This window comes from Neisseria sicca, assembly GCF_014054945.1.
GTDB classification, from domain to species: Bacteria; Pseudomonadota; Gammaproteobacteria; order Burkholderiales; family Neisseriaceae; genus Neisseria; species Neisseria sicca.
The window spans coordinates 1900717-1914901 of sequence record NZ_CP059566.1; the positions used below are offsets into that span (position 1 = coordinate 1900717).

General features: G+C 53.1%; 12 protein-coding genes. 1 reads left to right on the forward strand and 11 read right to left on the reverse strand.

What is annotated here, in order from left to right; all coding sequences use genetic code 11:
* Positions 1–35: 35 nt before the first annotated feature.
* From nuoH to H3L95_RS09175, 9 genes are all read right to left on the reverse strand, one after another.
* Positions 36–1112, reverse strand: coding sequence for an NADH-quinone oxidoreductase subunit NuoH (nuoH, locus tag H3L95_RS09135; protein ID WP_002218648.1), 1077 nt, complete (start codon positions 1110–1112; stop codon positions 36–38).
* Positions 1113–1114: 2 nt separating this feature from the next.
* A complete protein-coding gene (gene nuoG / locus H3L95_RS09140) occupies positions 1115–3376 on the reverse strand; it encodes an NADH-quinone oxidoreductase subunit NuoG (protein ID WP_003759424.1) in 2262 nt (753 codons plus the stop codon).
* Positions 3377–3761: 385 nt separating this feature from the next.
* Positions 3762–4118, reverse strand: a complete 357-nt coding sequence (locus H3L95_RS09145) for an endonuclease domain-containing protein (RefSeq protein ID WP_003759419.1) — start codon at positions 4116–4118, stop codon at positions 3762–3764.
* A 186-nt stretch (positions 4119–4304) separates the two neighbouring features.
* Positions 4305–5600, reverse strand: coding sequence for an NADH-quinone oxidoreductase subunit NuoF (nuoF, locus tag H3L95_RS09150; protein ID WP_003759417.1), 1296 nt, complete (start codon positions 5598–5600; stop codon positions 4305–4307).
* 289 nt (positions 5601–5889) lie between these two features.
* The gene (nuoE, locus tag H3L95_RS09155) at positions 5890–6363 is read right to left on the reverse strand and encodes an NADH-quinone oxidoreductase subunit NuoE (RefSeq protein ID WP_003759416.1); all 474 of its coding nucleotides are present in this window, start codon (positions 6361–6363) and stop codon (positions 5890–5892) included.
* A complete protein-coding gene (gene nuoD, locus H3L95_RS09160) occupies positions 6363–7619 on the reverse strand; it encodes an NADH dehydrogenase (quinone) subunit D (protein WP_003759415.1) in 1257 nt (418 codons plus the stop codon). Before nuoD ends, nuoE begins: the two co-directional genes overlap by 1 nt.
* Entirely contained in the window at positions 7609–8202 is a 594-nt protein-coding gene (locus H3L95_RS09165; RefSeq protein WP_003759414.1) for an NADH-quinone oxidoreductase subunit C, read from the reverse strand. Before H3L95_RS09165 ends, nuoD begins: the two co-directional genes overlap by 11 nt.
* Before the next feature lie 13 nt (positions 8203–8215).
* Complete coding sequence (locus tag H3L95_RS09170) at positions 8216–8698, reverse strand: NuoB/complex I 20 kDa subunit family protein (protein ID WP_003677002.1); 483 nt, start codon at positions 8696–8698, stop codon at positions 8216–8218.
* Positions 8689–9045: an NADH-quinone oxidoreductase subunit A gene (locus tag H3L95_RS09175; RefSeq protein WP_003741940.1), complete on the reverse strand. Its 357-nt coding sequence runs from the start codon at positions 9043–9045 to the stop codon at positions 8689–8691. Before H3L95_RS09175 ends, H3L95_RS09170 begins: the two co-directional genes overlap by 10 nt.
* A 350-nt stretch (positions 9046–9395) precedes the next feature.
* Here H3L95_RS09175 and H3L95_RS09180 point away from each other — a divergent pair, with 350 nt between their 5' ends.
* On the forward strand, positions 9396–11258 hold the full coding sequence (locus H3L95_RS09180) for a ribonuclease catalytic domain-containing protein (RefSeq protein ID WP_003759411.1): 1863 nt from the start codon (positions 9396–9398) through the stop codon (positions 11256–11258).
* A gap of 79 nt (positions 11259–11337) precedes the next feature.
* Here H3L95_RS09180 and murJ read toward each other — a convergent pair whose 3' ends face one another.
* Both murJ and pyrH read right to left on the reverse strand, forming a co-directional pair.
* Complete coding sequence (gene murJ / locus H3L95_RS09185; RefSeq protein WP_003759409.1) at positions 11338–12876, reverse strand: murein biosynthesis integral membrane protein MurJ; 1539 nt, start codon at positions 12874–12876, stop codon at positions 11338–11340.
* Between the two features lie 239 nt (positions 12877–13115).
* Positions 13116–13835 (reverse strand): UMP kinase, encoded by a 720-nt coding sequence (gene pyrH / locus H3L95_RS09190; RefSeq protein ID WP_003712995.1) that lies wholly within the window; start codon positions 13833–13835, stop codon positions 13116–13118.
* Between the last annotated feature and the right edge of the window lie 350 nt (positions 13836–14185).

The window sequence follows — 14185 nt, forward strand, 5'->3', positions numbered from 1 at the left end:
GCGTTTTCAGACGACCTTGATACGTCGTCTGAAACTTATTTCCACAAATTCAGCGGCGAAATCATCCACACACCCAAAATCACGATGTAGGCGAAGCCGATCGGAATCAGCACTTTCCAGCCCAAGCGCATGATTTGGTCGTAGCGGTAGCGCGGGAAGGTTGCACGAATCCACAGATACCAGTACAGCACCGCCGCCATTTTCACGAACATCCAGAATGCGGAAGGCGTGCCAACAATGCCCCAGCTTTGCGGGAACGGGGACAGCCAGCCGCCGAGGAACATCAGCGATGTCAGCGCGGCAATCAGAATCATGAAAATGTATTCGGCAAGGAAGAACAGCGCGAACGCAAAGCCGGAATATTCGACGTGGTGCCCGGCAACGATTTCGGATTCGCCCTCTGCCACGTCAAACGGCGCGCGGTTGGTTTCGGCAACGGCGGAAATCAGATAGACGATGAAGATTGGGAAGAGCGGCAGCCAGTTCCACGAGAACACGGAGCCGCCCGCGATACCCTTGGCTTGCGCGGCAACGATGTCGGAGAAGTTCATGCTGCCCGACACCATCACGACGCACACCAGCGCGGCGCTCATGGCGATTTCGTAGGAGATGCTTTGCGCGGAGGCACGCATTGCGCCCAAGAACGAATATTTGGAGTTGGAAGCCCAGCCCGCGATGATCACGCCGTAAACCGACAGCGAGGTAATCATCAGGATGTACAAAAGGCCGATATTGATATTGGTCAGCACCCATTCTTCGTTGAACGGAATCACTGCCCACGCCGCGAAAGACGGGGCGAGCGACATAATCGGGCCGATGTAGAACAGGGCTTTGTTTGACAGCTTCGGACGGGTTACTTCTTTAAACAAGAGTTTGAACACATCGGCAAACGGCTGAATCAGACCCCACGGACCGGTTACGTTCGGGCCGACACGAAGCTGCATAAAGCCGATGACTTTACGTTCGAAATACGTCAGGTAGGCGACGGTCAGAATCAGCGGAATCAGGATAATCACGATTTTGACGATGACGGACACCACCAAGCCCACGGTGATGCCCAAATCGCCCAGACCGAGCGTTGCGGCAAAGAGGTTTTGGAACCATTCCTGCATAATCAAGCTCCCGCCAGTTCAATAGTGTCCATCAACGCACCCAGCGCGGCATTTTCGGTATGCAGCGGCAGATGCACCACGTTTTCAGGCAGTCCGGCATCGGCTTTGACCACCACGGACACGCCTGCGCCGTTTTGTTTGGCGACGGCGGTTTGTCCGTCTTGCAGGCCTAAGCGCGCCAAAGTGTTCGGATTCACGCGCGCGGCAGGCACGGCGGCATGGCTGGTTGCCTGCAACGGCGCGGAACGGCGCACGATGGCATCGGTGTGATAAATACCGACTCCGCCCACGCGCACGAGGCGGCTTGAGGTCGTCTGAAAATCTTTTTGAGTCGATGCGGCACGGTTGTTCAGTTTGGACGGCAGGCTTTCCACGTCCAACGCATCTTTCAGAATCGCAGCGGTATCGTGGTATTCAAAGCCTTGCAGATCAAACAGGTTGCCCAATACGCGCAACACTTTCCACAGCGGACGCGAGTCGCCGAAGCCCTGAACGACACCGTGGAAGGATTGCAGACGGCCTTCCATATTGATGAAGCTGCCCGATGTTTCGGTAAACGGCGCAATCGGCAACAATACGTCGCACACGTCCAGCAGCGTTTCGCTGACAAACGGCGTAAACGCCATCACGCTTTTCGCTTGTTTCAACGCGGCTACGGCTTTTGCACCGTCAACCGTATCGATTTCAGGCTCGACGTTGAGCAGCAAGACTGCCTGTTTCGGCGCATTTGCCATTTCGGCAACGCTCTCGCCCGAGTTCACGCCCAATACGTCCGCACCGACGCTGTTGGCGGCTTGCGGCAAAATACCCAGCACTGCGCCGGTCGCGTCTGCCAGCTCTTGCGCGGCGGCATAAATGGCGGCGTAATCAGGATGGTTTTGCACTTCCGCACCTAAAATCACCGCTGCTTTTTCAGCGTTTTTCAGGCTGGCGGTAACTGCGTGTTCCGTATCGGTAGACAGGTTTTTCAGACGGCCTGCCCACTCGTCGGGATGTGCGGCTTCTTGAGACAGAAGCGGCATCAACAACTCTTCCTTGCTGCTTGCCAACACGCTCAAGGCCATGCGCTCTTTGGCAGCACGGCGCAGGCGGGCAGTCAGGAGCGGCTGTTCTTTGCGCAGGTTCGCACCGACCACCAATACAGCTTCGTTATCCGCCAGCGATTCGATACTTTGTCCCAGCCATTGCGCACCATTGAGGCCGTCTGAAAGACGTTTGTCTTGTTGGCGCAGGCGGGTGGCGAAATTTTTAACGCCCAAGCCGTCGGCAAGTTTTTTCACCAAGTACAGCTCTTCAACCGTATTCATCGGGTTCGCCCAAATGCCGACTTGGTTTTGGTTGCCGTCTTTGGCGATACATTCAATCGCGCTGCGGACATATTCCAACGCGGTTTTCCAATCCACGTCCATCCACTCGCCGCCCTGTTTGATTTTCGGGTTTTTCAGACGGCTTTCGTGATACAGGCCTTCGTAGGCGAAACGGTCGCGGTCAGACAGCCAGCATTCGTTAATCGCTTCGTTTTCCAACGGCAGCACGCGACGGACAGTATGGTCTTTGGTCTGCACAATCAGGTTGCTGCCCAAAGCGTCATGGGCGGAAACGGATTTGCGGCGGTTCAGCTCCCAAGTACGCGCGTTGAAACGGAACGGTTTGCTGGTCAGCGCGCCGACGGGGCACAAATCGATGACGTTACCCGACAGCTCGGTTTCCACCGCTTTGCCGATAAAGGGCATGATTTCGGAGTGTTCGCCGCGATTCGCCATCGCAATTTCTTGCAAGCCGGCGATTTCTTCGGTGAAACGTACGCAGCGGGTACAGTGGATGCAGCGGCTCATTTCCTCGGCGGAAACCAAAGGCCCCATGTCTTTGCCGACGACGGAACGTTTTTCTTCGGTGTAGCGGCTGGTGGTTTTGCCGTAGCCCACTGCCAAATCCTGCAACTGGCATTCGCCGCCTTGGTCGCAGGTCGGACAGTCGAGCGGATGGTTGATGAGCAGGAACTCCATCACGCCTTCCTGCGCCTCGCGGGCTTTCGCCGAATGCGTGCGCACAATCATGCCGTCCGTTACCGGCGTGGCGCAGGCGGGCAGCGGTTTGGGGGCTTTTTCCACGTCCACCAGACACATACGGCAGTTGGCGGCGATGGAGAGCTTTTTGTGGTAACAGAAATGCGGAATATAAGTACCAAGCTTGTGCGCGGCCTCAATCACCGTCGCGCCCTGCTCCACAGATACCTGTTTGCCGTCGATTTCGATTTGTAACATGGTTCGTTCCTAGTTACGGGTATTTGATAAATAATCTTTTATGGAGGTCGTCTGAAAAATGGGTTTCAGACGGCCTTTAAAGCATAAGTTTATTGCTTGTTTATTTTTATTTTAGGATGGGCGTTTCTTAATTTTGAAAAATCCAAATTCTGTACAATCCGCACCAACCTCTCCCTACCCCTCTCCCGCCTGACGGGAGAGGGAATAGGTTTCTGTCAGAACATGATAGTGGTAGATTCCGCCGCAATGTCTTTCAATATCATGTTTTATATTTGCTTTATTTCAGGAATCAACCCGAAACATTCAAATCTGCTACCGTCTGTCCCTTCCCCCGTCCGGCGGGGGAAGGCTAGGATGGGGGTGGCTTTGCAACGTTGCAGCCGTCTTATTTTCCGCCGCACATTTCGATAATCTTTTCCAGTACTGCTTCGGTTTGCTGCAAAGCCTCATTATTCCAAAACCGCAACACACGATAACCTTGGGCATTCAAAAACGCCGTCCGCCGCTCGTCATACTCAATCTGTTCCGAATGTTGCCCACCGTCCAATTCAATAATTAAACGATACTCCATACTGACAAAATCGACGATGTATCCGCCTATTGTCTGTTGGCGTCGGAATTTTATTCCGTTTAACCGTTTGCCGCGCAAGTGATCCCACAATTTCTGCTCGGCCAAAGTCATATTCTGCTTCAGATTACGGACATTCTGTTTTAATGCCGTATTTCTCGTGCTGTACCGCATAGCCGAGTTGGCCTCAATCTTTTTCAGACGACCTATACGGAGGCAGTCTGAATCTTGTCCGGATAAAAATCTGTTTCAAAATATTCCAAGCACCACCCCCACCCTAACCCTCCCCCGCAAGCGGGAGAGGGAATCAAGTCGCTGGTGAGAATCCTAAACACACCGATATTCAGGTCGTCTGAAACCTCAACACCACTTATTCGGCTTCATCGGTCCGCCGTGCTCAATGTAATGCACAAATTCATCACGGAAATGCTTGGTAAAGCTGCGGACGGGGAAGACGGCGGCGTCGGCAAGGGCGCAGATGGTGCGGCCTGCCATTTGGTTGCCGACGGAATCCAGTAAATCCAAGTCTTCCATGCGGCCTTTGCCTTCTACGATGCGGTGGACGATGCGGTAGAGCCAGCCGGTGCCTTCGCGGCAAGGGGTGCATTGGCCGCAGGATTCGTCGTAGTAGAAATAGCTCAGGCGCTCAAGGGCTTTCACCATGCACACGTCTTCGTCCATCACGATAATCGCGCCGGAACCGAGCATCGAGCCGGCTTTGGAAATCGAGTCGTAGTCCATATTGGTCTGCATCATGATGTCGGCAGGCAATACGGGCGCGGACGAACCGCCAGGGATAACGGCTTTGAGTTTTTTGCCGCCGCGCATACCGCCCGCCATTTTCAGGATTTCGGCAAACGGCGTGCCTAATGGCACTTCATAATTGCCCGGACGTTCGACATGGCCGGAGATGCAGAACAGTTTGGTACCGCCGGCATTCGGAATGCCTTTGTCGGCAAACGTCTGACCGCCGTCGCGGACGATAAACGGTACGGAAGCGAAGGTTTCGGTATTGTTGATGGTGGTCGGTTTGCCGTACAGGCCGAACGAGGCGGGGAACGGCGGTTTGAAGCGCGGCTGGCCTTTTTTGCCTTCCAGCGATTCGAGCAATGCGGTTTCTTCGCCGCAGATGTATGCGCCGTAGCCGTGGTGGGCGAAGAGTTCAAATTCAAAATCCGAACCCAAAATATTTTTACCCAAAAAGCCTGCGGCTCGCGCTTGCTCCAAAGCGGCTTCAAAGCGTTGATAACCTTCGAAAATTTCGCCGTGAATGTAGTTGTAGCCCGCTTTCGCGCCCATCGCGTAACCGGCGATAATCATGCCTTCAATCAGGGCATGGGGGTTGAACATGATGATGTCGCGGTCTTTGAACGTACCCGGTTCGCCTTCGTCTGTGTTGCAGACAACGTATTTTTCACCGGGGAAGGAACGGGGCATAAAGCTCCATTTCAAGCCGGTCGGGAAGCCCGCACCGCCGCGCCCGCGCAGACCGGAAGTTTTGACTTCGTCAATCACGTCGGTTTGCGAGATGTTTTCGGACAGGATTCTACGCAGCGCGCTGTAACCGCCGCGTTTGACGTATTCGTCCAATGTCCAGCAGTCGGGATTGGCGGTATCCACTTGGTCAAAAATCACGCCTGATTGGTAAATAGCCATTTTGGTGTGCCTGTTCGTTTTCGTATCGGTTGCGGCCGCTGTTTCAGACGACCTTAAGATGTCTTTGTGTATTGGCTTGCAACGTCGTCTGAAATGAAATCTGTTGGTTTATCAAACCGATATTTTCAGACGACCTTTAATCGTTTTTGTTGGATCTCGATCACTTTGCTTGTCTGCCGTCATTCCGGCATTTCAGTAGGTCGAATTCTTGAATCCGACATTTTGCCTTTTTACCCACTCTGTCGGATACAAGTATCCGACCTACGTTTAAATTGTCGTTTCAGACGACCTACTCCAACTCCGCCAGTTTCTTCTCAATCGCCTCTTCAGTCATGAAGCTGCACATGCTGTGGTTGTTTACCAGCATAACGGGGGCATCGCCGCATGCGCCCATGCATTCGCCTTCAACAAGGGTAAATTTGCCGTCGGGCGTGGTTTCGCCGTAGCCGATACCGAGTTTTTTCTTCAGATATTCGCCGGTATCCATGCCGCCACGCAGGGCGCAGGGAAGGTTGGTGCAGACGGTCAGTTTGTATTTGCCGACCGGCTCAAGGTCGTACATATTGTAGAAAGTGGCGACTTCGTATGCCTGCGCCGGCGTGATGCCGATGTAGTCGGCAACAAAGGCGATGGTCTCAGGGGCGAGCCAGCCTTTTTCGGTTTGGGCGATACGCAATGCGCCCATGATGGCGGAACGGCGTTGGTCGGCGGGATATTTCACCAACTCGATGTCGATTTGTTTTAAGGATTCTGCGGATAACATTATCGGTCAACCTCCCCGAATACGATGTCCTGCGTACCGATAATGGCAACGACGTCGGCGAGCATGTGGCCTTTTGCCATTTCGTCCATGCCTTGCAGGTGGGCGAAGCCGGGTGCGCGGATTTTCAGGCGGTAGGGTTTGTTTGCGCCGTCTGAAATGATGTAAACGCCGAACTCGCCTTTCGGGTGTTCGACAGCGGTGTAAGTCTCGCCCTCGGGAACGTGCATACCCTCGGTGAAGAGTTTGAAATGGTGAATCAGGTCTTCCATGCCTGTTTTCATTTCGGTTCGTTTGGGCGGGGCGAATTTGTGGTTTGTGGTGATGACCGGGCCGGGATTGACGCGCAGCCAGTCGGCGCATTGTTTGATGATGCGTACGGATTGGCGCATTTCTTCCATGCGGCAGAGGTAGCGGTCGTAGCAGTCGCCGTTAACGCCGACGGGGATGTCGAAATCCATTTGGTCGTACACTTCATACGGCTGTTTTTTACGCACATCCCATTCCACGCCCGAACCGCGCAGCATCACGCCGGTAAAGCCTTTTTGCATGGCGCGTTCAGGGGAGACAACGCCGATGCCGACGGTACGTTGTTTCCAGATGCGGTTGTCGGTCAGGAGGGTTTCGAGTGTGTCGATGTTTTTTGGGAAGCGCTCGCAGAAGGCGTCGATGAAGTCGAGCATGGTGCCTTCGCGGGATTCGTTGAGCTGCTTCAATACTTTGGCGTTGCGGAATTTGCTGCTCTCGTATTTGGGCATGAAGTCGGGCAGGTCGCGGTAAACGCCGCCGGGACGGAAGTAGGCGGCGTGCATACGCGCGCCGGAAACGGCTTCGTACAAGTCCATCAGCTCTTCGCGGTCGCGGAAGGCGTAGAGGATGGCGGTCATCGCGCCGATGTCGAAGGCGTGCGAACCGATGCCCATCAGGTGATTGAGGATGCGCGTTACTTCGGCGAACATGACGCGGATGTATTGGGCGCGGATAGGCACATCAATTCCGGCGAGTTTTTCTACTGCCAAACAATACGCCTGCTCGTTGACCATCATGGAAACGTAGTCCAATCGGTCCATATAAGGTAGGGCTTGCAGGTAGGTTTTGGTTTCCGCCAGTTTTTCGGTACCTCGGTGCAAGAGGCCGATATGCGGGTCGGCACGGACGATGGTTTCGCCCTCCAACTCCAAAATCATACGCAATACGCCGTGCGCCGCAGGGTGTTGCGGGCCGAAGTTGATGGTGTAGTTTCTTAATTTATTGGCCACCGTAGTTCTCCTCACGGACGATACGCGGCGTGATTTCGCGCGGCTCGATGGTAACAGGTTGGTAAATCACGCGTTTTTGTTCTTCGTCGTAACGCATCTCCACATAACCGGAAATCGGGAAGTCTTTGCGGAACGGATGTCCGACGAAGCCGTAATCGGTCAGGATGCGGCGCAGGTCGGGATGGTTGTTGAACATGATGCCGTACAAATCGAAGGCTTCGCGCTCGTACCAATCCGCGCTGTTGTAAACGGGAACCACGGATTCGACCACGGGGAAATCGTCGTCTGAAACCCAGACGCGCACGCGGATGCGCTGATTGTTTTTAACAGAAAGAAGCTGACTGACAACGGCGAAGCGTTTGCCCTGCCATGCTTCGTTTTTGTAAGTGCTGTAATCGACGCCGCACAAATCGACCAAAAGCTCGAAATGCAGTTCTTCATGGTCGCGCAACGTGGTCATCACTGAAACATAGTGTTCGGGCAGACACTCGACGGTAACCTCGCCCAAAGCGGAAATGACTTTGCTTGCCTGATTGCCCAAAACGCGGCTGACGGTATCGTATAAGTTTTGAATGCTTGCCATATCGTTCCCTCCCCTACTCGTCTCGCGCGATGGTGGAAGTGCGCTTGATTTTTTGTTGGAGCTGCATCAGACCGTAAATCAGGGCTTCCGCAGTCGGCGGGCAACCCGGCACATAAACGTCTACCGGCACGACACGGTCGGCACCGCGCACGACGGAATAAGAATAATGATAGTAGCCGCCGCCGTTGGCACACGAACCCATAGACAATACCCAACGCGGCTCGGCGAGCTGGTCGTACACGCGGCGCAGGGCGGGCGCCATTTTATTGGTCAGCGTACCCGCCACAATCATCAGGTCGGCCTGACGGGGAGACGGACGGAAAATAATGCCGAAACGGTCAAGGTCGTAACGCGCCATACCCGCGTGCATCATTTCCACGGCGCAGCAGGCCAAACCGAAAGTAACCGGCCACAGCGAACCGGTACGCATATAGTTCAGCACCGTATCCGCGCTGGTGGTGATGAAACCTTTTTTCAAAACGCCTTCTATTCCCATTCCAGCGCACCTTTTTTCCATTCGTAAACAAAGCCTACCGTCAGAACGACGATAAACACCAGCATAGACCAGAAGCCGTATGCGCCCAAATCTTTGAACACCACCGCCCACGGCAGCATAAACGCAACCTCCAAATCGAAGAGGATGAACAGGATGGCGACGAGATAATAACGCACGTCAAACTTCATCCTGGCGTTTTCAAAGGCTTCGAAACCACATTCGTAAGCCGCGTCTTTTTCGGCGTAGTGGTGTTTCGGACCTAAAATCGTGCCGAGCAGGATAAACAGCACGCCGGCCGCAAGGCCGACGAGGATGAATACGAGGACGGGAAAGTAACTGGCCAACATGGGTTTATGCCTAACTGGTTGACAGACAAATCTTAATATCCTGCTATTTTATCGAATTTCAAAATCCATTAAAAGGTAAATGTCGGTCAACCTGCAAAAAAATCTTAATAAATTCAATAAGTTTATGATAACGATTCTTATTTGTGTTTTATAACAACCCAACTTCATTCCTTTACCCATATCAACGCCAATAAAATTGGATAGAAAATGCATCACCCACCACCAGCCCTAAACACAACAAACCCTTCCAATAAACCAGATTCGCTTTTCAGACGACCTTTTGTCCGTCTTTATCAACAAGAATCTGCTAAAATCGCCCGTTTCCCACTTCAACCTGACAGCAGCAATACATGAATATCTTTTACGAAGAGTCCGGCCAATTCAAAGTCGCCGCCATCGTCCAAAAAAACGACGCCACCTACCAAGTCGATACCCAACACGGCAAACGCACCAAAGTGAAGGCGAACAACGTCTTTGCCGAGTTCGACGGCGATATGGCGGCGTTTTTGGAGAACGCACAGGCGCAGGCGGCGGACATCGACACCGATTTATTGTGGGAAGTATGCGGCGAAGAAGAATTTTCCGCCGAGGCGATTGCCGAAGAATATTACGGCCATGCGCCGACCAAAACCGAGCTGGCGGCAACCTTGATTGCACTGTACGCCGCGCCGATGTATTTCTACAAAAAAGCCAAAGGCGTGTTCAAAGCCGCGCCTGAAGAAACCTTAAAACAAGCGCTTGCCGCCATCGAACGCAAAAAACAACAAGACGCGCAAATCGACGCTTGGGCGGAAGCCTTGAAACGCGGCGAGATGCCATCTGAAATCGCGGCGGATTTGAAAACCATCCTGCACGCTCCCGACAAACAGTCGCTGACCTACAAAGCCTTTACCAAAGCCGCCGACGCGCTGAAAACCTCCGCCTACGAATTGGCGAAAAAAACAGGCGGCATTACGTCCATTCCCCAATATCTGCAAGACGGTTTTGAAATCAAATACTTCCCCAAAGGAACAGGTTTCCCCGACCTCCCCCTTCCCGAAATGCCCGACCTGCCCAAGGCCGACGTTACCGCCTTTTCCATTGACGACGAATCGACCACCGAAGTGGACGATGCCTTGAGCCTGACCGATTTGGGCAACGGCTCCAAACGCGTCGGCATCCACATCGCCGCGCCGTCGCTTGCCGTTAAACCAGGCGACAAAATGGAAAAAAACATCATGGAACGCTTGAGCACGGTCTATTTTCCCGGCGGAAAAATCACCATGCTGCCCGAAAACTGGATTGCCGCGTTCAGCCTTGATGCGGGCGCGTACCGTCCTGCCGTCAGCATTTATTTCGATGTGGACGGCGAGTTCAACGTCGGCGAGCCGACCTGCAAAATTGAAGCTGTCAACATCGCCGAAAACCTGCGCATCCAAACCATCGAGCCGCATTTCAACGCCGAAACCGGCTTAGACGAAACCGGCGAAATGATGTTCGTCCACCATCAAGACCTGATTTGGTTCCACCAATTTGCCGTCGCCCTGCAAAAAGCACGCGGCAAATACGAGCCCGACCGCGCGCCGCAATACGATTACAGCATTGAATTGGATGAAGAAGGCAAAGTCTCCGTCGTCCGCCGCGAACGCGGTTCGCCCATCGACATGCTGGTCAGCGAAATGATGATACTCGCCAACAGCACTTGGGCGCAGATGCTCCATGATAACGACCTGCCCGGCCTCTTCCGCGTCCAACCCGCCGGAAAAGTGCGCATGAGCACCAAATCCGAGCCGCACATCGGCATGGGCGTGCAACATTACGGCTGGTTCACCTCGCCGCTGCGCCGTGCCACCGACTACATCAACCAAAAACAACTCCTCAGCCTGATAGACGACACCGCCGAACCGCTTTTCCAGCAAAGCGATGCCGAACTCTTCGCCGCCCTGCGCGATTTCGACACTGCCTACGCCGCCTATGCCGATTTCCAACGGCAGATGGAAGCCTACTGGAGCCTCGTGTACCTGCAACAGCAAGGCACAAGCGAGCTGACCGCCACCATCCTAAAAGAAGACCTCGTCCGTATCGAAGGCCTGCCGCTGGTAACCCGCGCCACCGGCATCCCGTTCGACGCGCTGCCCAAATCGCAAGTCCTGCTCAAAATCACCGAGCTTGACCCCGAAAAGCAGTTTATCGCGCTGAACTATGTAAAAGCTGTCGCTCCTGCGGTTGCGTAAGTTTGCCGTTATGAAAAGAGGTCGTCTGAAAACCTGAAATATAGGTTTTCAGACGACCTCTTTTACGTCTTAACAGCCTCTAGCGAGTTTCCACACGTTTGAAATCCCTCGGTCGGAAACCCAGAGTAGCCAGCGAAACGAAATACAAACCGCCGCCTATCGCAATCAGGATGCACAACTGCCCTGCTTTACGCAAAGCACCAACGTGTACCCAATCAAAAGGCAGGTAAGTATGTGCAGCCCATAATCCCCCGCCCATTACAACAAGCGACAGCACTATTTTAATCAGGAAAATTCCCCATCCTTTGCTAGGTTGGTAAATGCCGTGTTTGCGCAACAGGTAATACAACAGTCCCGCATTCATACACGCGCCCAAACTGACGGCGAGCGAAAGCCCGGCGTGCTTCAAAGGACCGATAAAGGCAAGGTTCATCAACTGCGTGCAGATGAGCGTGAAGATGGCGATTTTGACCGGCGTTTTGATGTTTTGCCGTGCATAGAAACCGGGTGCCAACACTTTGACCATGATAGATCCGAGTATACCGACAGAATTGGCAATCAGCGCTTGCTGCGTCATCTGCGCGTCAAACAGTGAAAACTTACTGGACATAAACAGCGTCGCCAACAACGGGAACGACAATACCGCAACCCCGACTGTCGCCGGCAGCGCCAGCAGCATACACAGACGCAACCCCCAATCGAGCAGTCCGGAAAACTGCTCGGTATTCTGATTGACGGCGTGTTTGGACAAAGTTGGCAGCAAAATCGTACCGAGCGCCGCACCCAAAACACCGCTGGGCAGCTCCATCAGACGGTCGGCGTAATACATCCACGTAATGCTGCCCGATTGCAGATAGGACGCAAAAATCGTGTTGATCACCGAAGAAATCTGTACCACGCTCACACTCAAAATCGCAGGTGCCATCTGTTTCATCACGCGGTTGACCGCTGCATCTTTGAAATTAAGCTTAGGCAACTTCAAAAAACCTAGTTTTGCCAACCAAGGCAGCTGGAAGCCGAGCTGCAAAATTCCGCCGACAAAGACCGCCCACGCCAACGCGGTCACAGGCGGATCAAAATAGGGCACGAAAAACAGTGCGAATATGATAAAAGAGATGTTCAAAAACGTCGGCGTAAATGCAGGAATACTGAATTTATGATAGGAATTAAGGATTGAGCCGACAAAGGAAGACAGAGAAATAAACAAGATATACGGGAACGTTATCTTCAGCAAATCGATGGAAAGCAAAATCTTTTTCGGCTCTTTAAAGCCGGGCGCGGAAGCCTGAATCACCCAAGGCGCGGCTAGAATGCCCAGCGCGGTAACGATGACCAAGACAAATGACAACATCCCTGCCACATGGCGAATAAACGCCTCCGTCGCTTCTTTCGAACGCGTTTCCTTATATTCCGCCAAAATCGGCACAAAAGCCTGGGCAAACGCCCCTTCCGCAAAGATACGGCGCAGCAGGTTGGGCAGTTTAAATGCCACAAAAAAAGCGTCGGTCGCCATGCTCGCACCAAACGTGCGGGCAATTACCGCATCACGCAAAAATCCAAGTATGCGCGACACCATCGTCAAACTGCCGACCTTGGCCAAAGCACCTAACAAATTCATCCGTTTTATTCCTTCAAAAGTCCAGACGTCGTCTGAAAGACGCGTATTGTACGACAGAATATGCAAATCTAGGCAAATCAGTCTCCAGACGGGCAAATGTAGAGTAGATGCAAAAACTTTGCTTCATTGCCTGATTCTTATGTTGCCCAACCATCCAAAAGGTCGTCTGAAAACCCAGTTTCGGGTTTTCAGACGACCTTTTACTTGATCAAATCACTTCAATTATTGCCCGATAGGAATCAGCAGTGAACCAGCGTGCCTTCGTCTTCGCCGGTAATGACGCGTTTGAGCGAGCCTTGTTTGGCGATGCCGAAGACGACGATGTTGAGTTTTCGTTCGCGGCAGAGGGCGAAGGCAGTCGCATCCATGACTTTGAGGTTTTTGTTCAAGGCTTCGTCAAAGGTAATGGTTTCGTAGCGTGTAGCGGACGGGTCTTTTTTCGGGTCTGCGGTATAAACGCCGTCCACATTGGTGGCTTTGAGCATGACGTCGCAGTTCATTTCGGCTCCGCGCAGGGCGGCGGCGGTGTCGGTGGTGAAGAACGGGTTGCCCGTACCGGCGGCGAAGATGACGACTTTACCTTCTTCAAGGTATTGGATGGCTTTGGGGCGGGCGTAGGTTTCGGCGATTTGCTGCATGGAAAGTGCGGATTGTACGCGCGCTTTGATGCCGAGGGTTTCGAAAGCATCTTTGAGGGCGAGCGCATTCATGACGGTCGCCATCATGCCCATGTAGTCGGCGGTGGCGCGGTCCATACTGCCTGCTTGGGCGGATACGCCGCGGAAGATGTTGCCGCCGCCAACAACGATGCCGACTTGTACGCCCATTTTGACGACTTCGGCGATTTCACCGACGGTTTGGACGATGGTGTCGTGATTGATGCCGAAAGGGTCGGAACCCATCAGGGATTCGCCGGAGAGTTTCAGTAATACGCGTTTGTATTTGATTTGCTGTGTCATGGGATACCTTGCTTTCTTTGGGTGGATAGCGCCGAGTGAGCAGGGCGAACTGACTATTCGATAACGGTGGTATTTTGCTCCGTAAACGGCATATTCTGTGTTAAAAATACTCGCAAGATGTCCAATCTTGTTGCGCTTTTTGCCTTGAATCTGCCGTTTTCCGTACCAAAAACCGACTCGTTCCAAATGATCAGTTCACCCTGTGGCGCTGCTTCAATTCGGGGAAAGGGCGTTTGATTTTTCAGACGACCTTTCAGGATGTTTGGCTGACAGGGTAACGCGTTTTCCGTGGGTGTATATGGGTTTGGATAAATTATTATGTGTTGATTATGATGAAATATTTTCTGTTC

Bases quoted from the DNA above. Each gene is read 5' to 3' on its own strand.
- H3L95_RS09175 (WP_003741940.1), bottom strand. From the start codon at position 9,045: ATGTTGGCCAGTTACTTTCCCGTCCTCGTATTCATCCTCGTCGGCCTT.
- nuoE (WP_003759416.1), bottom strand. From the start codon at position 6,363: ATGTTATCCGCAGAATCCTTAAAACAAATCGACATCGAGTTGGTGAAA.
- H3L95_RS09180 (WP_003759411.1), top strand. From the start codon at position 9,396: ATGAATATCTTTTACGAAGAGTCCGGCCAATTCAAAGTCGCCGCCATC.
- H3L95_RS09170 (WP_003677002.1), bottom strand. From the start codon at position 8,698: ATGGGAATAGAAGGCGTTTTGAAAAAAGGTTTCATCACCACCAGCGCG.
- pyrH (WP_003712995.1), bottom strand. From the start codon at position 13,835: ATGACACAGCAAATCAAATACAAACGCGTATTACTGAAACTCTCCGGC.
- H3L95_RS09165 (WP_003759414.1), bottom strand. From the start codon at position 8,202: ATGGCAAGCATTCAAAACTTATACGATACCGTCAGCCGCGTTTTGGGC.
- H3L95_RS09145 (WP_003759419.1), bottom strand. From the start codon at position 4,118: ATGCGGTACAGCACGAGAAATACGGCATTAAAACAGAATGTCCGTAAT.
- murJ (WP_003759409.1), bottom strand. From the start codon at position 12,876: ATGAATTTGTTAGGTGCTTTGGCCAAGGTCGGCAGTTTGACGATGGTG.
- nuoG (WP_003759424.1), bottom strand. From the start codon at position 3,376: ATGTTACAAATCGAAATCGACGGCAAACAGGTATCTGTGGAGCAGGGC.
- nuoH (WP_002218648.1), bottom strand. From the start codon at position 1,112: ATGCAGGAATGGTTCCAAAACCTCTTTGCCGCAACGCTCGGTCTGGGC.
- nuoF (WP_003759417.1), bottom strand. From the start codon at position 5,600: ATGGCTATTTACCAATCAGGCGTGATTTTTGACCAAGTGGATACCGCC.